Raw genomic sequence first — 25,991 nt, 5'->3', positions numbered from 1 at the left:
CTAACCGTTTAAATTATGGAAAAAACCAGAATAAAAAGATTAACAAGGACAAATGCCAATATTACACAACAACTTCCAATTAAGGTTGTTCAATATGGAGAAGGAAATTTTCTCCGCGCATTTGTAGATTATATAATTGATCAGCTAAATAAAAAAGCTAATTTCAATGCCGGAGTGGCTGTAGTGCAACCTTTAGCCAATGGATTGGTTAGCGTGCTGAACGAGCAGGATGGACTTTATAATCTGTTCATGAAGGGAGTGAAAAAAGGAGAGGAAATTCAGCGGCAGGAGACCATTTCCTGTATTCAGAAAGGCATAAATCCTTATGAAGATTATCAGGCTTACCTTGCTTTGGCTAAAGAAGAAGAACTTGAATTTTTAATATCCAATACCACTGAAGCCGGAATTGCTTTTGATGAAACCGATACTTTAGAAGGGCAGCCGCATAATAGTTTTCCAGCCAAAGTAACCGCTCTGCTTTACAAACGCTTTAAACATTTTAATGGAGCTAAGGATAAAGGTTTAAGCATTATTCCATGTGAATTAATTAATTATAATGCAGATGCATTAAAGGAAATTATCCTGAAGTATGCGGAACTGTGGAGCCTGGAAGAGGAATTTACTGACTGGATTAGAAACCATAATGATTTTCATAATACGCTTGTAGATCGTATTGTACCGGGGTATCCAAAAGATGATATTGAAGCTTATCAAAACGATTTGCAACTGGAGGATAAACTTGTTGTTTCCGCGGAAGTTTTTCTGTTATGGGTAATAGAAGGCGGAGAAAAGTTGAAATCTAAGGTTCCTTTTGATAAAATTGATGAAAATATCCAGATTGTAGATGACCTTCAACCGTACCGCACAAGGAAAGTACGCATCTTAAATGGAGCACATACCACTATGGTTCCTTTCTCAATTCTCTTCGGAAATGAAACGGTAAAAGATACCGTAGATCATGAGTTTACCGGTAAATTCATCAGGGAAGCGGTATTTGAAGAAATCAATCCAACCTTGAAGCTTTCTGAAGAAGAACTTAAATCGTTTGCTGAAGAGGTTTTTGACAGGTTTAGAAATCCTTTTATAAAACATCAACTTTCCAGTATAGCTTTAAACAGTATTTCAAAATTTAAGGTAAGGGTGCTGCCGAGTTTGTTAAGTTTTCAGAAAAAATATAATCGATTACCTTTACGTCTTACCTTTGCGTTTGCGTGCCTGTTAAGGTTTTATAGAGGAGAATGGAAGGGGCATAGCCTTCCTGTAAATGATGATGAAAAAACTACATCAGAATTGAAAAAATCCTGGGAACAGCACAGCTATAAAGATATAGCAGAAAGAGTGCTGAAAAATGAAAAATTTTGGGGCACTAATTTAACTCAGGTACCGCAATTACAGGAAAAAACGGCTCTCGCGCTGGAGTTAATAGAGACCAAAGGTATTGAAGAAGGTTTTAAAATTTTTACCGAAAAATCTGAGTAAGAAAGGAAAAACGAAGAATTATGAAAAGTAAATTAATAAAAGTACACCCTGAGGATAATGTAGCTATAGCATTGGTAGATTTATGGCAGGGTGACCGGGTAGACTTTGAAGGAGAAGAATTTATAATATTATCTGATGTCCAGGCAAAGCATAAAATCACAATGGTTGGTCTTCAGCCGGAGGATAAGATATATATGTATGGTGTACTGGTAGGAAAAGCGGTTTCAGAAATAAGAAAGGGAGATAAGCTTACTACTGAAAATGTTAAACATCAGGCCAGCAAGACAACCCAAAAGACTGAAACTACCGCCTGGAAAGCTCCCGATGTTTCCAAATATAAGGATCGTACATTTATGGGCTATCACAGGCCTGATGGGCAGGTGGGTACTGCCAATACCTGGCTCTTTTTTCCTCTTGTTTTTTGTGAGAATAGAAATGTGGAATTGTTGAAGGAGGTGTTTGAAAAAGAATTATCTTTTCATAAATCTGCAAAACAGCGGCAATTATTGCGAAATCTGATTACCGGAAAAGATGAAGATACCAATGTGGATTTTGAAGAGGAAGAAAAAGGTATTTTCGATAATATTGAAGTAAAATTTATTACGCACCAGGGCGGTTGTGGTGGTATTCGCCAGGATGCGGTAATGTTATCCAAATTACTTGCAGGTTACGTAAATAATCCCAATGTAGCAGGAGCAACTGTTTTAAGTCTTGGTTGTCAAAATCTTCAAATCGATATTTTTAAGAATGCTCTTGATGCTATAAATCCTGATATTCAAAAACCCGTGCTTATATACGAACAGCAACAGGAAGGAACTGTGGACGAAATGCTGAATAAAATCATCAGGGAATCTTTTGAAGGAATCAAAAAGGCCAATGAAATTAGAAGACAGCCTGCACCTTTGTCCAAGTTGAAGCTCGGACTGGAATGTGGAGGCTCCGATGGTTTTTCCGGGATTTCAGCCAATCCCGCCCTGGGGTATGCTTCAGATATTCTTGCAGCACTGGGTGGTTCTCCTATTCTATCTGAATTTCCGGAATTATGCGGTGTGGAGCAGGAGCTGGTAAACAGGTGTGTTGATGATGAAACTGCAACAAAGTTTATGGCGCTTATGAAAGCCTACGAAAATGCTGCGGAAGCTTCAGGTTCCGGTTTTGACATGAACCCCTCTCCCGGAAACATCAAGGATGGTTTAATTACTGATGCCATGAAATCTGCCGGGGCAGCGAAAAAAGGAGGTACTTCACCTATACAGGCGGTGCTGGATTATGGTGAATATGTTACCAAACCAGGTCTTAATTTACTTTGCACTCCTGGAAATGATGTGGAAAGTACCACGGGAATGGTGGGTTCCGGAGCCAATGTGGTGGTTTTTACTACCGGACTGGGTACACCTACAGGAAATCCTGTTGCTCCAATAATAAAATTGTCTTCAAATTCTATCCTGGCAGGAAGGATGCCAGACATTATTGATGTGGATGCGGGAGCGGTAATTAAAGGAGAAAAGACTATTCCTGAAATGGGAGAGGAGCTTTTTGAATATATTATCGGGGTGGCTGAAGGAAAAATTAAATCTAAGGCAGACCAGCTGGATCAGGATGATTTTATTCCATGGAAACGAGGAGTTTCTTTATAAAATAAAAGATGACAGAAAAAAAGGTTATACGGGCAGGAATAGTGGGATCAGGCTTTGCTGCCCGATTTCATTTTGAAGCCATACAAAGAGTTTACGGCGCTAAGGTGGAAATTACAGGCGCTTATTCACGAACTTCCGCCAACCTGAAAAAGTTTTCTTCAGAAAAAAATGTAAAAGCTTATGGAAGCCTTCAGGAACTTATTGCTGCTTCAGATGTACTTCACCTTTGTACCCCACCCGTTACACATGAGCCTCTGGCAGTAAAAATCCTTCAGCAGGGTAAAGATGTCATTATAGAAAAACCGCTAACAGGTTATTTTGGAAATGATGTTGAAGAATTTTCCGGAGATAATTTTTCCAGGAAAGAAGGTTTAAATCATGCACTTCAAAGCATTAAAAATATATTGAAAGCAGAGGAAAAGAGTAAAGGCCGTATTATGTATGCCGAGAACTGGGTTTATGCACCTGCTATTCAAAAAGAGCGGGAGGTAATTGAGAAAACCAATGCACAGATTCTTTGGATACAGGCGCAACAATCACATTCCGGATCTCATTCTCTGGATTATGGCAAGTGGAAACTTTCAGGGGGCGGATCTTTAATGGGGAAAGGCTGCCATCCTCTAACCGGGGCAATTTATCTTAAACATGTAGAAGGCAAGGTGCGGAATGGCAGGCCTATCAGGCCTAAATATGTAAGCTGCAGAACCCATGCGATTACCAGAATGTCAAATTTTGAAAATGAACTGCATCTGAGAGATTCTTATACCGATGTGGAAGATTATGCCACCACACATGTTATTTTTGAGGATGGAACGGTGGCAGATATTGTAGCCAGTGAACTATTACAGGGCGGAGTAAAAAATTATCTTGAAGTACATGCTAATAATCACCGTACGGTCTGTAACCTTACGCCTAATAATGCCATGCAAACATATAATCCCGTAAATAGCAATTTTGATGATATTTATGTGGTTGAGAAAACCGGGACCAAACAAGGCTGGTCTAACATTTCTCCTGATGAAGCCTGGTTTAATGGTTATCAGCATGAGATGGAAGCATTTTACAGAACTGCAGCATTGGGAGAAAAACTGGAAAGCGACAGTAAACTTGCTGCAGACGTTATTGCAACTATTTATGCTGCATATCTTTCAGCAGAACAAAAAGGAACAGAAACTGAAATTCCTTCAATTTAGAGCAAGGCTTTATTTGCAGCAGTTTTTAAAATGCTTCTCCCGGAGGATTCACGAACAAACAATTCCGGTGATAGCACCACCTTTTTTTCAATGCTCACGGCCAGATTTTCTTTTACCTGTTCCAGAAATACCTGAGCGGCTATTTTTCCCATAAGTTGTGGAGTCTGATCCATGGAGGTGATAGGAAGCTCCATATATTTGGTAAAGGGTTCATTACTAAAACCTACAACGCATACTTCTTCAGGAATTTTAATATTTCTTCTCTTAAGTTCCTGAATAGCACCTAAAGCTGCATAATCGCCGGCTGAAAATATTGCATCCGGTTTCTCTTCACATTCCCAAAGCCGTACCACAGCCTGCTGGCCGGATTCAATTTTGCTGTTGGTGAGGATTACATGTTCTGGATTATGATTCAGCCCGTATTTCTCAAGAGCGGCAATATAACCCTCATAACGATTTTTGTAGATTTCCAAATTAATATCCCCGGAGAGGTGGGCAATTTTTTTGCAACCTTCCTGGATTAAATGTTCCGTAGCCATGAAGCCTGCCTTAAAGTCGTCCAATACAACCGAGCTTACGCCGGGGGTTTCAATTTTCCTGTCAAAAAAGATCAAGGGTGTGTTTTCAGCCAATGCTTTTTTCACGTGATCAGTATTTTGAGTTGTTTTTGAAACCGACATGAATATTCCGTCAATTTGGGTATTTAAAAGGGCATTTAGCTGTTTTATTTCATTTTTAACCTCTTCATGAGACTGGCATATAATTACATGGTAACCATGAGGATTAAGTTCTTCTTCTATTCCTCGTATAACTGATGAGAAGAAGCTACGATTAATATAGGGAACTATCACACCCACATTATTTGTCCTGCCGCTCTTTAAAGCCTGGGCCAGCCTATTTTGCTTGTAGTTCATTTCCTTAGCTGTCTTTGCGACAAGCTCCCGGGTTTTTTTGCTGATTTTTGGATTTTGGTTAAGAGCGCGGGACACGGTCGCGGCACTAATATCTAGTTTTTTGGAAATATCGTAGATAGTAACTTTTTCCTTGCGGTTCATTCAAAAAGTTTTAGGGAATTTTTATTGCGAGAAACTCTAATTTCCAATCCTGTAAAGAAGAATAACGGCAGAGGCAGGGATATGGGTTGCTCATAATAAAAGGTTAGATTTCAGATTTTTTAAAGTAAGTGATTATTTGCCTAATAAGCAAAAATAGGTATATTAACGTAATCGATTACAGATTAGTTGATGAAGTTTTCAATTATAAAGTCCGGTTCTAATTTTTTCAAATAAGTTTATGAGAAATATATTCTTAGTCACACTTTGTATATTCCTGAATCCGGGATCTTTGTCATCTTTTGGATCTTCTATGTTTAATACTAAATCGAAAAAAGTAGCACAGGAGACTTCCAAATTTAATTATACAGTAGCTCGGGATGGTACGGGAGACTTCACGAATGTTCAGGAGGCGATAGATGCTATTCCTAATTTCAGGAAAGCAGAAACAAGAGTCTTGATAAAGAAAGGAACGTATAAGGAAAAACTTATTTTACCTGCTTCTAAAACCAACGTTACGCTTATTGGAGAAGATGTAGAAAATACTATTTTAACCTATGATGATTATCCTCAAAAACTGAATAAATTCGGGGAAGAAATTGGAACTACCGGTTCTACATCTTTTTTCATTTTTGCAGATGGTTTCAGGGCAGAGAATATTTCTTTCGAGAATTCTGCAGGTCCTGTTGGTCAGGCGGTGGCTGTTAGGGTGGACGGTGATAAAGTAATCTTTGAAAATTGCCGCTTTTTAGGAAATCAGGATACCTTATACCTGCATGGTAGAGATAGTCGTCAATACTATAAAAACTGCTATATAGAAGGAACTACCGATTTTATTTTTGGCTGGTCCACGGCGGTTTTTGAGGATTGTGAAATTTTTTGCAAAGAAGGCGGGCATTATATCACAGCGGCTTCTACGGAAGAAAGTGCAGAATATGGTTTTGTTTTTATTGACTGTAAAATCACAGGAGATGCACCTGCCAACAGCTTTTACCTGGGAAGACCGTGGAGAAATTACGCACAAACAGTTTTTATTAATACAGAAATGTCTGCTCTTATAAAGCCTGAAGGCTGGCATAACTGGAGTAAGCCTGAAACGGAAAAGACAACTTTTTATGTGGAATATAATTCTTACGGGCCCGGTGCTTCAGCAAATCGGGTTCCATGGGCAAAAAATATTTCTGAAGAACAATTGCAGGAATATGAAATTAACAGGGTCCTGGCCGGGAAAGATAGCTGGAATATGGCTAAGTGAAAGGCAACTTTCCTTAGCAGCCCATTTGCTTTGCTGATAATTGTGAAATTGTATCTTTTTTACTAATTTTTTATTTTTAAGAGAAAAAATTATGCAGTTTGCTGAAGCTTTATTATTTTAGTGCAATCGATTACAAAATAAAACTATGACATTAAAAACTTTATCCCGGCTGTTGATGATTTCTTCAGCAATCGGATTCGCTTTTTTTCTTTCCTGTAAAGCAGGAAAAACAGAAATAGATTCTGAAAAGGCATGGAAGCGGGCAGATAAAATTATAAGTGAAATTGTAGTGCCTGAATTTCCCGATCGTACTTTTAACGTGGCTGACTATGGTGCAAAAGCGGATGGTAGTACCAATAATTCCGAAGCATTTAAAAAAGCCATAGCAGCCTGTAATGGAGCCGGCGGAGGAATGGTATTAGTTCCTGCTGGAAAATATCTTACCGGTCCTATTCATTTAAAAAGCAATGTAAACTTTCACCTGGCTGAAGGTGCAGAGATTCTCTTTTCAAAGGAGAAATCAGATTATTTACCTATGGTTCATACTTCTTATGAAGGAGTGGAGCTTATGAATTACTCTCCTCTTATTTACGCCTTTGAACAGGAGAATATCGCTGTGACCGGGAAAGGAACTTTTAACGGCCAGGCCAATAATGGAAACTGGTGGCCCTGGAGTGGCGCCGATCGGTATGGTTTCAAAGAGGGCATGCAAGAGCAGAAGAATGAACATAATCTTCCCCGTTTAAGAAAAATGAATGAAGAAGGAACTCCGGTTGCAGAACGTACCTTCGGGGAAGGGCATCAATTGCGTCCTACCTTTTTTGAGCCTTTTGGATGCGAAAACGTTCTCGTTAAAGGTGTTACTTTTACCAATGCGCCTTTTTGGGTAATGCATCCTATTAAGAGTAATAATGTTACTGTAGACGGGGTAACCGTAAGAAGCCATGGACCAAATAACGATGGTTGCGATCCCGAATATTCTAAAAATGTCCACATTAAAAACTGTCTTTTTGATACAGGTGATGATTGCATTGCTATTAAATCCGGCCGGAATAATGACGGCCGCCGTGTGGCGATTCCCAGTGAAAATATTGTAGTTGAAAATTGCGTGATGAAGGATGGCCACGGCGGAGTGGTGATGGGGAGCGAAATTTCTGCAGGGGTACGCAATGTTTTTGTGAGGAATTGTCAAATGGATAGCCCAAATCTTGACAGGGCCATTCGTATAAAAACTAATACTTTAAGAGGTGGTTTTGTAGAGAATGTTTATGTAAAAGATGTGCAGGTGGGGCAGGTGAAAGAGGCTGTTCTTAAAATAAATACCTATTACGGGATTTACGCTAATCAGGAAGGGGAATATATACCAACAATAAAAAATATCTACATGGAAAATGTTCAGGTGGAAAATGGCGGGGAATATGGAATTCTCATTAAAGGAAGAGAACAGTCTCCGGTCGAAAATGTGAATTTTACCAACGTGACTATAAAGAGTACAGAAACACCTTTATCTGTAGAAAATTGCGAGCCTATAAAATTCATTAACACCACTATAAACGGTCAAAAATACTAATCAAAATATTAGCTAATTACCACTGAAAAATTATTAAATAATGAAAAAAATATTTCTAATACCTGTTGTAGCATCTCTGGCACTGTTTTCTTGTAAGGACGGAAAAGAGCAAAAACAAACTTCTGCTGAAGATACTGAATCTAAAATTCAAATTGCAGAGCCGCAATATGATACTTATGCTGAGATTTCCATAAAGGAAGGCGGACATTGGGAAGGCCGGGAATATATAGATGGACAATTCAAAAATGTGGAAAATCTCGATGTGCCCAAAGAACATACAGACCACAGCTGGTTCATTAGATATGAAGGCCCGGGCTGGGAAAACAGTCAAATTGGCTACAGGTTGTACCTAGATTGGAGAAACGCTATAGATATCTTTGGAAAAAAAGGGGATACTATGGTGCTTCCTTATGTAGGCCAGGATAATTTCGATTCTTACCATGAGGCCGCTCCATGGGGGCAGGATATTTTAAAGGCCGGAAAATCCCTGGGAATTGGTGGGTACGGAAGATATATGAATGATACGGTGGCGCATTTCAGAAATGTTCAAAACACTCACGCCGAAGTAAGTAATTCAGCCAGTAGCTCTTCCGTAGCAATTACTTATGAAGGCTGGCAAACCGGAGAGGAAACCATAGACCTTGATGCAGAACTGATTATCTATCCTGAAGGCCGGTATACGCAGGTAGAATTATCTCCTTCCGCAGAAATTGAGGGATTAACTACCGGGATTGTAAAATTTGAGGATGTGCCGCTAATGCAGAAGGAAAGCGAAGGAGGAAATTGGTCCTATATCGCTACATATGGCGCTCAGACTTTGGTAAATGAGGAAGATAAGCTTGGAATGGCAATTTTCTACAAAAAAGATGAACTGGCACAGCAGGTAGAAGGTTCGGACGATCATCTATTGGTTTTTAAACCTACATCGGATAAAGTGACTTATTATTTTCTTGGTGCATGGGAGCAGGAAAAAGGAGGGATTACAACAGAAGAAGATTTTGTTTCCAATCTCGATGAGTTGTTGCAGATTTTAGATTCTAATGATACATTAAAATAAAAAATATGGAAATTCTGAAAAATCGACTGTATATATTTTTAATGCTGTTTGCCTTTGTGGGCTCCTTCTTCAGCTGCAAAAATGAGGAAAAGAAGGAAAAGGATGAATTAGCATCTACAAGTCAGGAAAAAATTGTGCCTGAAGATCTCAAATGGTCAGAAAGAATGATGCAGTCTGAAATTTATAGATTTCCGGAAGCTTCAAAACTGGATTTTAGGGACGAGCCCAAGTGGAGTTACACTAACGGACTTGTTTTAAAAGCTGCCAAAGAGGTTTATGAAGAAACAAATAAGCAGAAATATTATGATTATATCTACGCTTATGCAGACACCATGGTTACAGATGAAGGCGATATTAGAACCTATGATTTAACAGCTCAGAACCTGGATATGCTTAATTCCGGTAACACGCTGTTGTTTTTGTATCCGGAAACTCAGGAAGAGCGTTTTCTCGAGGCATTAAAACTTTTAAGGAGCCAGATAGAAACGCAACCGCGTACAAAAGAAGGTGGATTCTGGCATAAGGAACGTTATACACAACAAATGTGGCTGGACGGGCTGTATATGGCACACCCATTCTACGCACATTACACGCAGATGTTTAGCGAAGGGGAAAAGGCACAGGAAGCTTATGATGATATTGTGCACCAGTTCGACCTTGTTCAGGAGTATATGAAAGATGAAAAAACAGGGTTATTGTACCACGGCTGGGATTCCAGCAAACAGCAAAAATGGGCAAATAAAGAAACAGGTACTTCTCCCAATTTCTGGTCTCGTGCCATGGGGTGGTATGGAATGGCTATGGTAGATGTGCTGGATTACCTGCCGGAAGATCACCAGGGCCGTGAAAAAATAATTAATTATTTAAATGAATTTGCTGAAGCGGTGACTAAAGTTCAGGATAAAGAATCCGGCCTCTGGTACCAGGTTTTGGACCAGGGCGACAGAGAAGGGAATTATCTGGAAGCTTCAGGTTCTTCTATGTTTACTTATACTTTCGCAAAGGGAGTGAAAAAAGGATATCTGCCTGAAAAATATATGGAGGTTGCCAAAAAAGGATATGAAGGCATTCTGAACAACTTGATCACCGTTGAAGATAATGGCGTGGTTAATCTTAATCAGGTTTGTGCTGTGGCAGGCCTGGGAGGGGACCCTTACCGTGATGCATCGTATGAATATTATGTAAATGAAGAAATAAGGAGCAATGATCCAAAAGGAACAGGGCCCTTTATTTTGGCCAGCCTTCAGTTAGACAAATAATCAGAAAATATTAAAATGAAATTTTTACCTGCCTTTATATTCTTATCATTTTCTTTTTTTGTTTCAGCACAAAACCCAGATAGTTATAAATCTGAAGTATGGGTTTCCGATAATGAAGATGGCACATACACCAACCCAATACTTTATGCCGATTATTCCGATCCAGATGTGGTAAGGGTGGGCGATGATTATTATATGACCGCTTCCAGCTTTAATGCCGCCCCGGGATTGCCTATTCTGCATTCTGATGATATGGTTAACTGGAAATTGATCAATTATGCTTTGCCAAAGCAGGTGCCGGAAGAAACTTTTGCCGTTCCGCAGCATGGAAATGGTGTTTGGGCGCCGAGCATTCGTTCCCATAATAATCAACTTTATATTTACTGGGGAGATCCAGATCACGGAATTTATATGGTAAAAGCCGATGATCCCTATGGAAATTGGGAAGAGCCGGTATTGGTAATGGAGGGCAAAGGCCTTATAGACCCTTCCCCGCTTTGGGATGATGATGGTAAAGCCTATTTGGTGCATGCTTATGCAGGTAGCCGCGCAGGGGTGAAGAGTTTGCTTAGCGTGAATAAGATGAATGCTGAAGGCACCAAGGTTTTAGATGCGGGACGTCATGTTTTTGATGGTCACGATGATCAGCCAACGGTAGAAGGGGCAAAGTTTTATAAACGGAACGGTTATTATTACATTTTTGCTCCTGCCGGTGGAGTCTCCACTGGCTGGCAGCTAATCTTAAGATCTAAAAATATTTATGGTCCTTATGAAGAAAAAGTAGTTCTGGAACAGGGCAGCACAGCGATTAATGGTCCGCACCAGGGCGCCTGGGTGCAAACTCCTCAAGGTGAGGATTGGTTTTATCATTTCCAGGATGTAGAAGCTTATGGCCGTATTGTGCATTTACAGCCAATGACCTGGAAAAACGACTGGCCGGTAATGGGGGAAGATAAAGACGGCAACGGAATAGGAGAACCGGTGAAAACTTCTAAAAAACCTGATGTAGGTAAAAAATATCCTGTGGTAACTCCTGTTGAAAGTACTGAATTTGAGGGGGATAGTTTAGGAATGCAATGGCAGTGGAACGCGAACCCTGAAGTGGTTTGGCATGCAAAACTTCCCGGAAGTGACTATCTGCGCTTATTCTCCATTAAAACACCTGAAGATGCTCCTAATCTCTGGATGGCGCCAAATTTATTATTGCAGAAATTCCCGGCTCCAAATTTTACAGCGACCACAAAATTTAGTTTTTTTCCGCAGGAAGCTGAAGAAGGAAAACGTGCCGGGCTCATTATTATGGGAATGGATTATGCCAGTTTAACGCTGACTCATGATGAAGATGGTTTTATAATAAAACAAACGCAGGCAATTGATGCCATAGACGGCAAAGAAGAAGTAACTATTGCTGAAAAGCGAATAAACTCTAATGAAGTTACTTTTCGGGTTGAAGTGAGTGCTCCAGATGCCATGTGCAGGTTTAGTTACAGCGAAGATGGGCAGAATTTTAGAGAAATTGGAGAAACTTTCCAGGCTAAACCAGGCAAATGGATTGGCGCCAAAGTCGGTTTATTTAGCGTGAGTACACAGGAGGCCAAAAGGGGTGGCTATGCAGATGTGCAATATTTTAGAATCAGTGAATAGTAGTTATGCCCTGTTGTCATGCTGAACTTGTTTCAGCATCTCATGACGCTGGCAAACTTCAGCAATAGTAATTCTAAGTTTTATGGAAATTTCAAATAGCAAATAAATGAAGGCAATCACCAAATTATTCCTTTCGATTTTCATCCTCTTAGGCTGTGGAATGCTTAATGCACAGCAAAATTCTGCCTGGGACCCTTCGCAGATATATGATAATATCGAATTTGAGATGCCAAAGGTAAAGGAACCTGATTTTCCAAATTACGAGGTGAATATAACAGATTTTGGTGCTGTAGGCGACGGACTTCAGAAAAACACTGAGGTTTTTAAAAAAGCAATCGCTGATGTTGCTGAAAATGGAGGTGGAAAAGTGGTGGTGCCTCGTGGAATGTGGCTTACCGGGCCTATTCACTTCCGCAGTAATATCAACCTACACCTGGAGGACGGGGCTTTTATTATCTTCAGCAAAGATTTTGATGACTATGAACTTATCAAGACAAGTTTTGAAGGTTTAAATACCGTTCGTAATGAATCCCCTATCAATGCCAATAAAGTGGAAAATATTGCCATTACCGGCAAAGGAGTAATTGATGGAAGCGGTGGAGTTTGGCGACCGGTGAAAAAAGGTAAAATGACGGCCTCGCAATGGGAGGATCTCGTAAAATCTGGTGGAGTACTATCTGAAGATGGTAAAATGTGGTTTCCTTCAGAAAGTTCAAAAAAGGGATATAACAGTACCACAAATTTCAATGTGCCCGATAAGGTTTCAGATGAAGAATTAGAGTCGGTTAAAGATTTCTTGCGGCCGGTGATGGTGAGTATTGTCAATAGTAAAAAGATTTTGCTGGACGGGCCAACTTTTCAGAATTCACCCGCATGGAATATTCACCCGCTAATGAGCGAGGATATAACCATACGAAATCTTACGGTGAGAAATCCGTGGTATTCGCAAAATGGGGATGGACTTGACCTGGAATCCTGTAAAAATGTGGTGATCTATAATAATTCTTTTGATGTGGGAGATGACGCCATTTGTTTTAAATCCGGCAAAAATGAAGATGGGCGTAAGCGCGGAATGCCTACCGAAAATGTGATTGTAAAAAATAATATCGTCTACCATGGCCATGGTGGCTTTGTAGTTGGTAGCGAAATGTCCGGGGGAGTGAAAAATGTACATGTTTCCAACTGCACCTTTATGGGCACCGACGTTGGATTGAGGTTTAAAAGTACCCGTGGCCGTGGTGGAGTGGTGGAGAATATTTATATCTCCAATATAGATATGATTAATATTCCTACTGAAGCCATCAGGTTTAATCTTTTTTATGGCGGGAATTCTCCGGTTCTTGAAGGAGATCAGGACGCTGCAGATGAGGCCAGGGACGAAACCATGATGCCGGTAACTGAAGAAACGCCTTCGTTCCGCAACATTTACATGAAAAATATTACGGCCACCAGTTCTCATAAAGCTGCTTTTTTTATGGGTTTACCGGAAATGAAGCTTAAAAATGTACAACTGGAAAACGCCGTTTTTGAGACTGAAGAAGGAATTACTGTTATCGATGCTAATACTATAGGGCTGAAAAACGTAAAGGTTATTCAGAAAAATGGCCCTGCACGGGTACTGTATAATGCTGAAGATGTTCAATTGAAAGAAATCGATTATCAGAAAAATAAAGAGGGGGCTTCAGTACAGGTTTCAGGAAAAAGTGGAAATATAGATTTTTCAGAAAGTAATATTCCGGAAGCAGATATTCAGCAAAAAACTGCGGGCATGCAGTCAAAAAAAAAAGCCGTTAGATTAGTTGAAGTCTGTTCTGCAGCACAATTAATAGATGCAATTGATCATGCTAAACCGGGAGATTCCATTTTTGTAAATTCAGGAATTTATAAATTAGACGAGCGGATATTTATTAATGATTCCGGCACTTCAGGCGATAAAATTTATTTAATAGGAGATACCACAGGAGAACGCCCAAAATTGGATTTTTCGGGTATGGAGGAGAATTCATCAAACCAGGGAATTGTGCTTAAGGCAGATAACTGGCATTTTAAAGGACTTCAGTTTTATAAAGCAGGTGATAATGGCCTGCACGTGAGGGGAAATAACAACCTTATTGAATTTTGTAGTTTTTTGGAATGTGCAGATACAGGTCTTCAGCTGGACGATGGCGCTTCCAATAATACTATTTTAAACTGCGATTCATTTTATAATGCCGATTCCAAACTGGAAAATGCCGATGGCTTTGCTGTAAAAATGGATGTGGGTTCCGGAAATAAATTCATTGGTTGCCGTGCATGGAATAATCTTGATGATGGTTGGGACGGTTACTTGCGCGAAGCTGATAATATTCAAACCACCTATGAAAATTGCTGGGCTTTTAATAATGGGTATTTGAAGGACGGGACTAAAGGAAAAGGTGATGGCAACGGATTTAAAACCGGCGGGAGTGATGATAAAACCCGGAAGCATAATGCCTCCTATTATCGTTGTATGGCGGTGAATAATGTGAATGACGGGTTTGACCATAACAGCAACCGTGGAACAATCTCAATTTTAAACTGCTCGGCTACCGGGAATGGCCGTAATCTCGCTTTCGCAGAAAAAAACGGACTCGAAAAAATTACCATTATCAACACCTTGGTTCTGGGTGAACTTGGAAAATATAATGCTGAAGTTGAAGAGGTAAAAAATAACAGCTGGCAAATGGATTTTCAGGTTTCAAAAAATGATTTTATCTCAATGGATAAATCAGAATTGTCCGCGCCAAGAAAAAGTGATGGTAGCCTGCCGGACATCGGCTTTATGCGTCCCGTAAAAAACAGTAAACTGGTGAATGCCGGTCTTATTCTGAACAAAATCTATACCGGAAACGCTCCGGAACTGGGTGCCCTTGAGTCTGAAACTGCTGAATAGCTACAGGTTTCAAAGAGACAGCAAAGAAGACATGTGAAGAAGAAAAAATAAGGGTGAAAACCAAAATTCTACATCAAATGACGTTAAGAAACCACCTGTTTATTTTTATGATAATGGGCTTTTTTATGCTGAAGATTCATTCCCAGGAGCATGAAATAAAGCCTTACACCATACAGGGAACTTATGAAAAACTAAAAAAAGATTACCCGTTTATTAGTCCGGTGCAGCCGCTTTCTTCTGAAAATATTATAGCTGAAGAAGATGTGGTTTATAAAAAAACAGCTAAAAAAGACTTAAAGGCAGATGTTTACCGGCCAAACGTGGAGTCTGCCGAAAAATTTCCCGGTGTTCTGCTTATTCACGGTGGTGGCTGGCTTACGGGTAGCAAGGAAAACGAGCGGGTAATGGCGCAGCATTTGGCAGATAATGGCTATGTGGCCATAACCGCTGCTTACCGGCTGGGAACAGAAGCCATTTATCCCGCGGGCGTACTGGATCTAAAAGATGCGGTAAAATGGATGCGCCAAAATGCTGAAAAATACCATATAAATCCTGATAAAATTGCCGTTTTAGGAGCTTCAGCTGGGGGTCAACTGGCCGCTTTGCTTGGAGTTACTCCCGATGCTGAAATTTATAAAACTGAAAATAAAGATTTTTCAGATAAAGTTCAGGCTATTGTTAATGTAGATGGCGTGGCCTCATTTATACATCCTGAAGCCGAAGAAGGCTGGATGGCCGGCACCTGGCTTGGCGGTTCCAAAGACGAAAAACCTGAAACCTGGGCAGCAGCTTCCCCGCTGGAATATGTAGATGAAAATACCCCGCCCACTTTGTTTATCAACAGTTCTTATCCGCGGTTCCATGCGGGAAGAGATGATATGACCAAAATTCTTGACAGGGAAAATATTTATAATGAAGTGCATACGCTGGAACAATCGCCACATTCCTTTTGGCTCATGCATCCCTGGTTTGAAGAAACTTTGAATTTAACCACTGCCTTTCTGGACAGGGTGCTAAAAAACTCATCTTCTTCTAAAGAAGCTTATCGTGAAATTACTGTGGCTAAAGATGGGTCCGGGGATTTTAGTAAAATTCAGGAAGCTATTAATTCTACCCGTGATCTTGGCCCGGGGGAGGTGATTATTCATATAAAAAATGGGACGTATAACGAGAAGCTGGAAATCCCCAGTTGGAAACATCAATTATCATTAATAGGAGAAAGCAAGGACAAAACCATTATTGTAAACGACGATTTTTCCGGCAAAATGAATCCGCAGACAGGGAAAGAACATTCCACTTTTACTTCCTACACGGTTTTAGTGCAGGGCGATGATATTAAAATTGAAAACCTGAGCATTAAAAATTCTTCCTGCGGGGAAGGTCAGGCAGTGGCGCTGCACGTGGAGGGCGACCGGTTTATTATTAAAGACTGTAATATTTTAGGATGCCAGGATACAATATACACGGCTACTGAAGGTAGCCGGCAACTTTATCTCGATTGTTATATAGAAGGCACCACCGATTTTATTTTTGGTGAGGCTACGGCGCTTTTTAAGAATTGTACCATAAAAAGCCTGAAAGATTCTTATGTGACCGCGGCGGCCACTCCACAAAATCAGGAATTTGGCTATGTGTTTATCAACTGCAGGTTAATAGCTGCGGAAGGTGTAAATGAAGTTTATTTGGGGAGGCCCTGGCGCCCATATGCCAAAACGGTATTTATTAATACGGAACTTGGGGAGCATATAGTAGCGGAAGGCTGGAACCCCTGGAAGGGAGATGAGATGTTTCCCAATAAAGAAAGAACCACCTATTATGCTGAATATAACAGTTCCGGCCCCGGTGCTGCCCCCAATAAAAGAGTGGGATGGTCTCACCAGCTAAGTGAGAAAGAAGCGAACAAATACAGCCTGAAGAATATTTTCAGCAATACTGAAGATTGGTTTTGGGCATCAAAAGAAATTAATTCTATAGAGTAAACTTAATTATGAAAGATTTAATTTTATACTTTTTGATCTTTTGCTCAATTACAATGTCAGCACAGGAAAATCCCACTTTGTACCTGATAGGCGATTCCACAATGTCTGATAAAAAAGATCCGGATAAAAATCCAGAACATGGTTGGGGACAAATGCTGCCGCAATTGATGACTTCAAAAATTAATATAGATAATCATGCGGTTAACGGCCGGAGTACGCGAAGTTTTATTTCCGAAGGTCGTTGGGAAAACGTCAGGGAGCAATTGAAGTCCGGTGATTTTGTTATTATCCAGTTTGGGCATAATGACCAGAAGGTTAAGGATTCCAGCCGATACACAAATCCATATACACAATACCGGGCGAACCTTGAAAAATTTGTAAAGGAAACCCGGAAAAAAGGTGCAACCCCAATTTTAATGAGTTCCATTGTTCGTAGAAATTTTAATAAAGAAGGCGTGTTGATAGATACTCATGGAGAATATCCGCTGGTAACGAGGATGGTGGCAAATGATTTGGATCTGGCTTTCATCGATATGCAATTACTTACCGAGCAGCTGGAAATTACCTATGGCCCTGATGATTCTAAAAGTCTTCATCTTCACCTTGAACCTGGCGAAGATCCCTACGAACCTGAAGGACGTAATGATGACACGCATTTATCTGAAAAGGGTGCAACCATAGTTGCTAGCCTGGCACTTCAGGAAATCGCAGAACAGGAGCTGGAGTTGAAGAAGTTTATAAAACCAGAAGTATCGGAAAAAGATTTAATGAAGAAATAAATTTAAAGATGATGAACAAGAAAGACTTAAAGGAATGTGTGAAAATTTTAATTTTCAGCATAGGCTTAATAATGACACAATATTCAATTCTTTCCCAAACCAAACTAATTTCATGGGGAGAGGCGCAACATCAGGATAAAGAGTGGTATGCTTCTGCCGATGCACTGCGCATCGCTGATAATGTTTTACTGTACCAGCATGACAACGGTGGCTGGTATAAGAATATCAATATGGCAGATAAACTGACTTCCGCAGAGAAAGATAAGCTGAGAGCGCAGAAATCCAAAAAAGTGGGAACTACTATAGATAACGGTGCTACCCATACCCAGCTAAGGTATCTTTCAAAAATCTACAACGCTACCGGTAAGGAAAAATACAAAAATGCTTTTCTGGATGGGGTGGATTATCTTTTAGAAGCACAATATGACAATGGTGGGTGGCCACAATTTTATCCTATAAGGGATGGATATTATGAACATATAACTTATAATGACGGTGCTATGATTGGTGTAATGAATTTGTTGCAGGATATTGCTAAAGAAAAAACTGCCTATTCTTTTGTAGATGCCAAACGGAAGCAACAGGCTCAAAAAGCTATAGACAAGGGTTTAAAAATTATACTCAAAACACAGGTGAAAGTAAATGGGAATCTTACCATCTGGTGCGCACAGCACGACAAAGATGATTTTAGTCCTGCTAAAGCGAGAGCTTATGAACTTCCTTCATTAAGCGGAAAAGAAAGTGCCGGAATTGTGGAATATCTTTTAAAATTGGAAAACCCTTCCGATGAGGTTAAAAATTCAATTAGGAGCGCTGTGCAATGGTTTAAAGATCATAAGGTAATGGGTGAAAAAGTGGTATGGATAAAAGATTCCACTTATGTTGAAGGTCGTGATCGTATTGTGGTTGAGGATTCTGCCGGAGGTCCACTCTGGGGACGTTTTAACGATATTAATACCGGAACTCCAATATTTGTTGGACGTGACGGAATCATCAAATCCCACCTGGCAGATATAGAGCAGGAACGAAGGGTAGGCTATAATTATATAGATAATTATGCTGAAAAATTGCTGAAAGAAGATTATCCAGACTGGGAAAATAAACATTAAAAAGTTCAACAACGTTTTAAAAAACAAATTATGTTAAGAGGAAGTTCATTTTTAAAAGAAAAAGAATGTGAATGGGAAGCAGCCGGAGAAGGCATTAGCAGGAAGGTTACCGGTCATAATACCCAAATGATGATGGTGAAAGTTAAATTTGAAAAAGGGGCAACCGGGTATGTACATGATCATTTTCATACCCAATCTTCGTATGTTGCGTCCGGAAAATTCAAAATTACCATAGATGGCGATTCAGAAATACTGGAAGCAGGCGATACCTTTTTCGTGCAACCTAATTTAAAACATGGCGCAGAGTGTTTGGAAGCGGGTGTTCTAATTGATGTTTTTAGTCCGCTTCGGGAAGATTTTTTAAAGTAGATCTTATGAAAAAGTTATTGTTGCTGATTTTATTAGCAGGTGGCCCGATCAAAGCTCAGCTAACCGAAGAAGCTAAGCAGGTTGCAATACAGGAAATAGTAAACAGGATTCAGCTTCCTTCCATTCCGGAATATTCAGTTTCTGTAACGAAATTTGGGGCAAAGGGAGATTCCATTTTTGATAACAAAAAAGCTTTTGATAAGGCTATGAACGCCCTCAAGAAAAGGAACGGTGGTGAACTTGTAGTTCCCAAAGGGATTTATACCGTTAATGGACCAATCCACTTTGTAAGTAATGTTAATTTACACCTGGAAGAGGGGGCAAAGATCAGGTTTGGCTCCAATCCAAAAGATTATCCATTGGTCCTTACCAGCTGGGAGGGAACAATGCTGTACAATTATAGCCCGCTTATTTACGGAAACGAATTGGAGAACATTGCCATTACCGGAAAGGGAACAATTGATGGTGAAGGAGGAGGTGACTGGGCAGAATGGAAACAACTTGAGGATGACGATAAATTATTGAGCAGAGAAATGAACCATAATGGTGTTCCGGTAAAAGAAAGGATCTTCGGGGAAGGACATTATCTTCGCCCTCAACTAATACAATTTGTCAATTCAGTAAATATTCTGCTGGAAGGAGTTACCATAGAAGATTCTCCATTTTGGTGTGTTCACCTGCTAAAATGTAAAAGTGCCACCCTTAGAGGTTTAAAATATGATGCTCACAATTTTAATAATGACGGAATAGATGCTGAATATTCCAGTGATATCCTTATAGAAGAGGTAACCTTTGACAATGGCGATGACAACATAGCAATCAAAGCCGGGAGGGATCACGAAGGCCGTGCAAATTCAGATACACCTTCAGAAAATATTGTCATCAGGAGTAACCTGCTCAAGGGTCTACATGGGGTGGTAATAGGCAGTGAAATGTCTGCGGGGGTACAGAATATCTATGTTGATAATAACAGGGCCTGGGGATACCTTAAACGGGGAATCTATTTCAAGACAAATCCCGACAGGGGAGGTTTTATAAGAAACATCTATATAAGTAATATTGAACTACAAAAGGTGGAAGACTGCTTCTATATTACCTCCAATTACCACGGAGAGGGAGAAGGCTTTAATTCAAAAATTTCAGACATATTTATTTCAGATGTAAGCTGTGAAGAAGCTACTGGAACAGCAGTGGTAATTCAGGGCTTTGAGGAAAGTGAAGTGGAAAACGTGAGGCTTACCAACATAAAGGTAAAAGAGACTAATAATGCTACATCTATTACCAATACAAAAAATGTGGTTTTTGATGAGGTGATCATTGGAAAAGAAGCCACGGTTCCCACTTCTGTTTCGGGCAAGGAAACTGATGTAGATCTAAATAACTGAAAATTCCATAAACTCATATGAATAAGGCGTTTATGCTTATTTTGGTAACAACAATGATTTCCAGTGTGGTACAGGCGCAGGAATTTACGGAAGTCTGGCCTGAAGGCAAAATACCAAATTCCAAAGGTATACAGCTGGAGCATATTGAAAATAACCAGCGCATAACACAAGTGGCAGTGCCGGGATTTTACACTTTTCTTCCCGCCGCGGAAGAGAATAAAAAAGCTGCAGTTTTGATTTTACCTTCTGGAGGCTATCAACACCTTACTTATAACTGGGGTGGTTTCCAGGTGGCAAAATGGTTAAATACGATTGGAATTTCAGCCTTTGTGCTTAATTATAGATTGCCTACTTCTCCCGATTTAATGGTGAGCTATAAAGGTCCCATCCAGGATGCGCAGCGAACCATGAAAATAATAAGGGCCAATGCTGAAAAATATAAAATTGATCCGGCGAAAATTGGTGTTTTCGCCACTTCAGCCGGAGGGCATCTCGCTACTATTTTGGGGACCCATAAAGAAGATTTTTCAGAAGTAAAAAATGATACACTCAACATGTATTCATTTAAACCCGATTTCATGCTCCTTGTTTCACCTGTAATCAGTTTTGGCAAATATGCTCATGAAGGGAGTCGGGATAATTTCCTTGGCGTATCCCCTTCCGAAGAAATGAAGAAAAAATATTCTAATGAATTGCGGGTTACCAGTGATACACCGCCGGCGTTTCTGGTCCATGCCCAAAATGATAAATCGGTAAGTCCCAAGAACAGCATTCTCTTTTATGAAGCCATGATGGAAAATGGGGTAAAAGGTAGCTTGCATATTTTTCCGAAGGGGAGTCATGGAATTGGAATAAACAATGCTTCAGGATTAACAGATATATGGAAAGAATTATGCGAAGAATGGCTAAAAGAAGAGCAGGTAATTAATTAACACCTGGAAAGCATTTCTAAAAAACAATTAGTAACTTGATAGTTTCTGACAAAGATTTAAGATTATATGAAACAAATATTTGAACAAAGCTGGAGATGGTACGGGCCTCAGGATCCGGTAAAACTAACGACCATAAAACAAGCCGGTGCTAATGGGGTAGTTACCGCTTTACATCATATTCCTGTTGGAGACGTCTGGACGGTTGAAGAGATTGAAAAGCGAAAAAAACTGCTGGAAGAAAGCAATAAGAAACATTCTTTTCCGCTGCACTGGAACGTGGTGGAAAGCCTTCCCGTGCATGAACATATTAAGCAGGCCAGGCCGGAGAGGGAGAAATATATTGAAAATTATAAACAAAGCCTTCGCAACCTGGGCAAATGCGGAATCACCCGTATTTGCTATAATTTTATGCCTGTACTGGACTGGTTGCGCACCAACGTTAGATACCAGCTTGAAGATGGCAGTACTGCACTTCTTCATAACCTGGAAGACCTTATAATTTTCGATTTGTTTATTCTGAAGCGTGAAAATGCGGAGGCAGATTACGATGCTGAAATGGTAAAAAAAGCCAAAGCAAAGTATTCAGAAATGAAGCAGGAAGAATTAGATGTGCTGAAGCAAAGTTTGCTGATGGCATTGCCGGGAGATAAAGAAGGTTTTACACTTGAAAAATTAAGGAATGGCCTGAAGGATTATGAAGGAATTTCTGCTGAAAAATTAAGGACAAACCTGGTGGAATTCCTTGAAGAGGTAATTCCCGTGGCTGAAGAAGCCGGTGTGGTTATGGCCATTCATCCAGATGATCCGCCATGGCCGGTACTTGGGCTGCCAAGGGTGGTAAGCAAAGCTTCAGATCTGGATTATATTTTCAGTCAGGTTCCGCAGAAATCTAATGGTCTTACCTTTTGCAGTGGAAGTTTAGGCGCTTCGGCAAAAAACAATCTGCCGGAGATTATCAAGTCTTATTATGATCGTATTCATTTTGTGCATCTACGCTCTGTTCAATTGGAGGAAAATTCAAGGTTTTATGAAGCAAATCATCTTGAAGGTAGTGCAGGAATGTATAAGCTTATAAGGACTTTTTATGAGCTTCAGAAGAAAAATAAAAGACAACCAATTCCAATGAGGCCAGATCATGGACATGAGATGCTGGACGACCAGGGAAAACCTTATTACCCGGGTTATTCGGCAGTGGGAAGATTACGGGGGCTCGCAGAATTACGCGGACTTGAATTTGGAATAGTTAATACTTTAGAAAATCAGTAAAAAAGGAAGAAATGAACGGATTAAAAGATAAAGTTGCCGTGGTTACCGGCGGGAACGGTGTACTTGGAGGCGCAATAGCCACTGGTTTGGCAAATAAAGGTGTAAAAGTGGGTATTTTGGGAAGAAGCGAAGATACCGTACAGCAAAGGGTAGAAGAAATAGAAAATGCAGGAGGAAAAGCTATCGCCTTAGTGGCAGATGTGCTGGATAAAGAAAAACTTACTTCAGCAAAAGAAAAGATAGAAGCAGAATTTGGTAAAGTTGATATTCTTGTAAATGCGGCGGGCGGTAACATGAAAGGTGCTACCATCACACCAGATCAAAATATTTTTGATCTTGATATTGATGATTTTGATAAAGTAAGCCAGTTGAATTTTAAAGGGACCGTGCTGCCAACCTTGATTTTTGGTAAAGGAATGGTAGATGAAAAAAAAGGCAGTATTATTAATATTTCGTCCCTTGCCGCGCAGAGAGCTTTAACACGTGTGATGGGTTATGCAGCTGCCAAAGCAGCAGTAGATAATTTCACGAAATGGCTTGCCGTGGAAATGGCACAAAAATATGGTGATGGAATTAAAGTGAATGCCATTGCACCAGGTTTTTTTATAGGTGAACAGAACAGAAGTCTTCTGCTTAATGAAGATGAAAGTCTTACTTCCAGGGGACAAACAATAATTAATCAAACACCAATGAAACGCTTTGGGGAACCCGAAGAATTACAGGGAGTCGCGAACTGGCTGGCAGGAGAAGAGTCTTCTTTTGTTACCGGCATAGTGGTGCCTGTAGATGGAGGTTTTGGAGCATTTAGCGGAGTTTAAAAATAAAAATATGGGAAGATTAGGAAAATATTCTTTTGGAGTAGGGGACAGGTTTGGAAAAGAAGGAACAGCGCAATTAAAAGCAGTGCTTAAAATGCAGGAAAATGGAATTGAAGTAATTCCTGTCTGGAACAAATCTAATCGGGAACACCTAACAGTTGGATCCAAAGCACCAGAAGTTAGAGTAGAGGCTGATAACGCCGTTAAAGAACTGGAATATAAAGGAGATTATTTAGTAGATGCAGATCATATATCTTTGGAAACGGTAGATCCTTATCTTCCGGTTAGTGATTTTTTTACCATAGATGTTGCCGATTATATAGGAAAAAAGGCTGCGGAAAAAGACGAACAGGAATTTTTGCAGTTTTTTGAAAAATACCTGGGGGAATTTCAAATCCCGGGGATTGAACATAAAATAGAAATTTCAAAAATGCATCTCCAGGAAATGCTGAATAACTTTCTCCTGGCAATGGGTAAGGCAGGAGAAGTTTACCGCCATATTGCTGCTGAAAAAAATGAGGAGTTTTCTACTGAAGTTTCCATAGATGAGGTAGAGAATCCCCAAACACCTGTGGAATTGTTTTTTATACTGGCTGCGCTGGCTCATTATGGAGTTCCGGTAAATACCATCGCCCCAAAGTTTACGGGAGAGTTTAACAAAGGCGTAGATTATCGGGGAGATTTGCAGCAGTTTGAAAAGGAATTTGAAGAAGACCTGCTGGTGCTGAAGTTTGCAATTAAAGAATTCGGCCTTCCTCAAAACCTAAAATTAAGCGTGCATAGCGGCAGCGATAAATTTTCTATTTATCCCGTGATGCAGAAACTTATCAAAAAGCATGATATGGGGCTGCATTTAAAAACTGCTGGCACCACCTGGCTGGAAGAATTAATTGGTCTCGCTGAAAGTGAAGGGGAAGCCTTCGGTTTTGCTAAAGAAATTTATGCTGAAGCTCTAAACAGGTATGAAGAACTTACAAAAGATTATACTGAAGTACTTTCCATAGATAAAGACGAATTACCTTCCGCAGAAGATTTTTCAGACGGAAAACAATTTGCAAATGCCTTAAGACATGATCAAAAATCTGATGCCTATAATTCCAATTTTCGGCAATTATTACATTGTGCTTATAAATTAGCTGCTGAAAAAGATAACTTTCAGCAGTTGCTGGATAATCGCCGGGCAAAGATAGAGGAAAATGTCACCCATAATCTTTACAACCGACACCTGAAAAACATATTTCCTTCTTAATAAAATTATTTAAAATATAAAAAATGGACAGACACATCACCCTGGGTGAATTTATAATTGAAAATCAAAAGGATTTTCCATATGCGAAGGGAGAATTGAGCGCTCTGCTTAGTTCTATAAGGCTGGCGGGAAAGGTTGTAAACCAGCAAATTAATAAAGCAGGCCTGGCTGAAATACTGGGAAAAGCGGGAAAGGAAAATGTTCAGGGCGAGACGCAGGCTAAATTGGATATAATGGCCAATGAAGTTTTTATTAGCACCCTGAAGAACCGTGGGGAGATATGCGGCCTGGCTTCGGAAGAACTGGAAGATTTTCTTGCATTTGATGAAGACATGCATAAAGATGCTAAATATGTTGTACTTATAGATCCTCTGGATGGTTCTTCCAATATCGATGTGGATATCACTGTTGGAACTATATTTAGTATTTACCGTCGAAAGTCAGAACCTGGCACAAAGGTTACTATGGAAGATTTTCTTCAGCCGGGAGACAAGCAAATTGCTGCTGGTTACTTGATTTATGGGACTTCTACCATTTTGGTTTATACCACAGGAAATGGCGTAAATGGTTTTACATTTGATCCTGGTATTGGTTCTTTTTTTCTTTCTCACCCCCAGATGAAATTTCCGGAGAAAGGAAATATCTATTCTGTAAATGAAGGTAACTATGTACATTTTCCGGCAGGCGTAAAGAAATATATCAAATGGGTACAGCAGATTGATGAAAATGATGGTCGTCCTTTTACTTCAAGATATACCGGCTCGCTTGTTGCAGATTTTCACAGGAATATGTTGCTTGGCGGCATTTATCTTTATCCGCAGGGAACCACTTCACCTAATGGCAAATTACGCTTATTATATGAATGTAATCCTATGGCGTTTTTAACTGAACAGGCCGGAGGAAAAGCTTCCGATGGATTCCGTAGGATATTAGAGCTGCAGCCAGAAGAACTTCATGAAAGAGTTCCCTTCTTTTGTGGAAATAAGGAAATGGTTGAGAAAGCTGAAGATTTTTTAAAAACTTCGGGATGAGAAATATTCCCTTATGA

20 protein-coding genes are annotated in these 25,991 nt (G+C 40.0%); 19 read left to right on the top strand and 1 reads right to left on the bottom strand.

The annotated features are described in order from the left end of the window. Positions 1 to 30: 30 nt before the first annotated feature. Genes RM539_RS14910 through RM539_RS14900 form a run of 3 tightly spaced genes read left to right on the top strand, consistent with a single transcriptional unit; the run spans position 31 to position 4,309 of the window. Positions 31 to 1,479 carry a tagaturonate reductase gene (locus RM539_RS14910; RefSeq protein WP_432264633.1) on the top strand — a complete coding sequence of 483 codons (1,449 nt, stop codon included), beginning with the start codon at positions 31 to 33 and terminating at the stop codon, positions 1,477 to 1,479. 20 nt (positions 1,480 to 1,499) lie between these two features. Further along, entirely contained in the window at positions 1,500 to 3,116 is a 1,617-nt protein-coding gene (locus RM539_RS14905; protein WP_311504215.1) for a UxaA family hydrolase, read from the top strand. Positions 3,117 to 3,124: 8 nt separating this feature from the next. Continuing rightward, positions 3,125 to 4,309, top strand: coding sequence for a Gfo/Idh/MocA family protein (locus tag RM539_RS14900; RefSeq protein ID WP_311504214.1), 1,185 nt, complete (start codon positions 3,125 to 3,127; stop codon positions 4,307 to 4,309). Here RM539_RS14900 and RM539_RS14895 read toward each other — a convergent pair. After that, positions 4,306 to 5,364, bottom strand: coding sequence for a LacI family DNA-binding transcriptional regulator (locus tag RM539_RS14895; protein ID WP_311504213.1), 1,059 nt, complete (start codon positions 5,362 to 5,364; stop codon positions 4,306 to 4,308). The genes RM539_RS14900 and RM539_RS14895 overlap by 4 nt on opposite strands. A gap of 238 nt (positions 5,365 to 5,602) precedes the next feature. On the opposite strand from RM539_RS14895, the gene RM539_RS14890 reads away from it, so the two are divergent. The 16 genes from RM539_RS14890 (at position 5,603) to fbp (ending at position 25,974) form a co-directional block, all read left to right on the top strand. Next, positions 5,603 to 6,616 carry a pectinesterase family protein gene (locus RM539_RS14890; protein WP_311504212.1) on the top strand — a complete coding sequence of 338 codons (1,014 nt, stop codon included), beginning with the start codon at positions 5,603 to 5,605 and terminating at the stop codon, positions 6,614 to 6,616. A 145-nt stretch (positions 6,617 to 6,761) separates the two neighbouring features. Further along, positions 6,762 to 8,186, top strand: a complete 1,425-nt coding sequence (locus RM539_RS14885; RefSeq protein ID WP_311504211.1) for a glycoside hydrolase family 28 protein — start codon at positions 6,762 to 6,764, stop codon at positions 8,184 to 8,186. Positions 8,187 to 8,226: 40 nt separating this feature from the next. Then, positions 8,227 to 9,243 carry a DUF4861 family protein gene (locus tag RM539_RS14880; RefSeq protein ID WP_311504210.1) on the top strand — a complete coding sequence of 339 codons (1,017 nt, stop codon included), beginning with the start codon at positions 8,227 to 8,229 and terminating at the stop codon, positions 9,241 to 9,243. Positions 9,244 to 9,248: 5 nt separating this feature from the next. Then, positions 9,249 to 10,502, top strand: a complete 1,254-nt coding sequence (locus tag RM539_RS14875) for a glycoside hydrolase family 88/105 protein (RefSeq protein WP_311504209.1) — start codon at positions 9,249 to 9,251, stop codon at positions 10,500 to 10,502. Between the two features lie 15 nt (positions 10,503 to 10,517). Beyond that, entirely contained in the window at positions 10,518 to 12,146 is a 1,629-nt protein-coding gene (locus tag RM539_RS14870) for a glycoside hydrolase family 43 protein (protein WP_311504208.1), read from the top strand. A 106-nt stretch (positions 12,147 to 12,252) separates the two neighbouring features. Beyond that, positions 12,253 to 15,057, top strand: a complete 2,805-nt coding sequence (locus RM539_RS14865; protein ID WP_311504207.1) for a right-handed parallel beta-helix repeat-containing protein — start codon at positions 12,253 to 12,255, stop codon at positions 15,055 to 15,057. Between the two features lie 77 nt (positions 15,058 to 15,134). Continuing rightward, a complete protein-coding gene (locus RM539_RS14860; protein WP_311504206.1) occupies positions 15,135 to 17,036 on the top strand; it encodes a pectinesterase family protein in 1,902 nt (633 codons plus the stop codon). A 53-nt stretch (positions 17,037 to 17,089) separates the two neighbouring features. Then, positions 17,090 to 17,815, top strand: coding sequence for a rhamnogalacturonan acetylesterase (locus tag RM539_RS14855; RefSeq protein ID WP_311504205.1), 726 nt, complete (start codon positions 17,090 to 17,092; stop codon positions 17,813 to 17,815). 8 nt (positions 17,816 to 17,823) lie between these two features. Then, positions 17,824 to 18,924, top strand: a complete 1,101-nt coding sequence (pelA, locus tag RM539_RS14850) for a pectate lyase (RefSeq protein ID WP_311504204.1) — start codon at positions 17,824 to 17,826, stop codon at positions 18,922 to 18,924. Positions 18,925 to 18,954: 30 nt separating this feature from the next. After that, entirely contained in the window at positions 18,955 to 19,293 is a 339-nt protein-coding gene (locus RM539_RS14845; protein ID WP_311504203.1) for a cupin domain-containing protein, read from the top strand. 5 nt (positions 19,294 to 19,298) lie between these two features. Then, the gene (locus tag RM539_RS14840) at positions 19,299 to 20,678 is read left to right on the top strand and encodes a glycoside hydrolase family 28 protein (protein ID WP_311504202.1); all 1,380 of its coding nucleotides are present in this window, start codon (positions 19,299 to 19,301) and stop codon (positions 20,676 to 20,678) included. 17 nt (positions 20,679 to 20,695) lie between these two features. After that, complete coding sequence (locus tag RM539_RS14835; RefSeq protein WP_311504201.1) at positions 20,696 to 21,610, top strand: alpha/beta hydrolase; 915 nt, start codon at positions 20,696 to 20,698, stop codon at positions 21,608 to 21,610. A 66-nt stretch (positions 21,611 to 21,676) separates the two neighbouring features. Continuing rightward, entirely contained in the window at positions 21,677 to 22,876 is a 1,200-nt protein-coding gene (gene uxuA, locus RM539_RS14830; protein ID WP_311504200.1) for a mannonate dehydratase, read from the top strand. Positions 22,877 to 22,887: 11 nt separating this feature from the next. Beyond that, positions 22,888 to 23,694, top strand: a complete 807-nt coding sequence (locus tag RM539_RS14825; protein ID WP_311504199.1) for an SDR family oxidoreductase — start codon at positions 22,888 to 22,890, stop codon at positions 23,692 to 23,694. Positions 23,695 to 23,704: 10 nt separating this feature from the next. Further along, positions 23,705 to 24,943 carry a tagaturonate epimerase family protein gene (locus tag RM539_RS14820; RefSeq protein ID WP_311504198.1) on the top strand — a complete coding sequence of 413 codons (1,239 nt, stop codon included), beginning with the start codon at positions 23,705 to 23,707 and terminating at the stop codon, positions 24,941 to 24,943. 23 nt (positions 24,944 to 24,966) lie between these two features. Further along, positions 24,967 to 25,974: a class 1 fructose-bisphosphatase gene (fbp, locus tag RM539_RS14815; protein WP_311504197.1), complete on the top strand. Its 1,008-nt coding sequence runs from the start codon at positions 24,967 to 24,969 to the stop codon at positions 25,972 to 25,974. Positions 25,975 to 25,991 lie beyond the last annotated feature (17 nt).

The sequence above is a fragment of the Autumnicola musiva genome (genome assembly GCF_031846585.1).
GTDB classification, from domain to species: domain Bacteria; phylum Bacteroidota; class Bacteroidia; order Flavobacteriales; family Flavobacteriaceae; genus Autumnicola; species Autumnicola musiva.
Note: the sequence above shows the minus strand (reverse complement) of the source record. Positions and strands in the feature narration are given on the sequence as shown.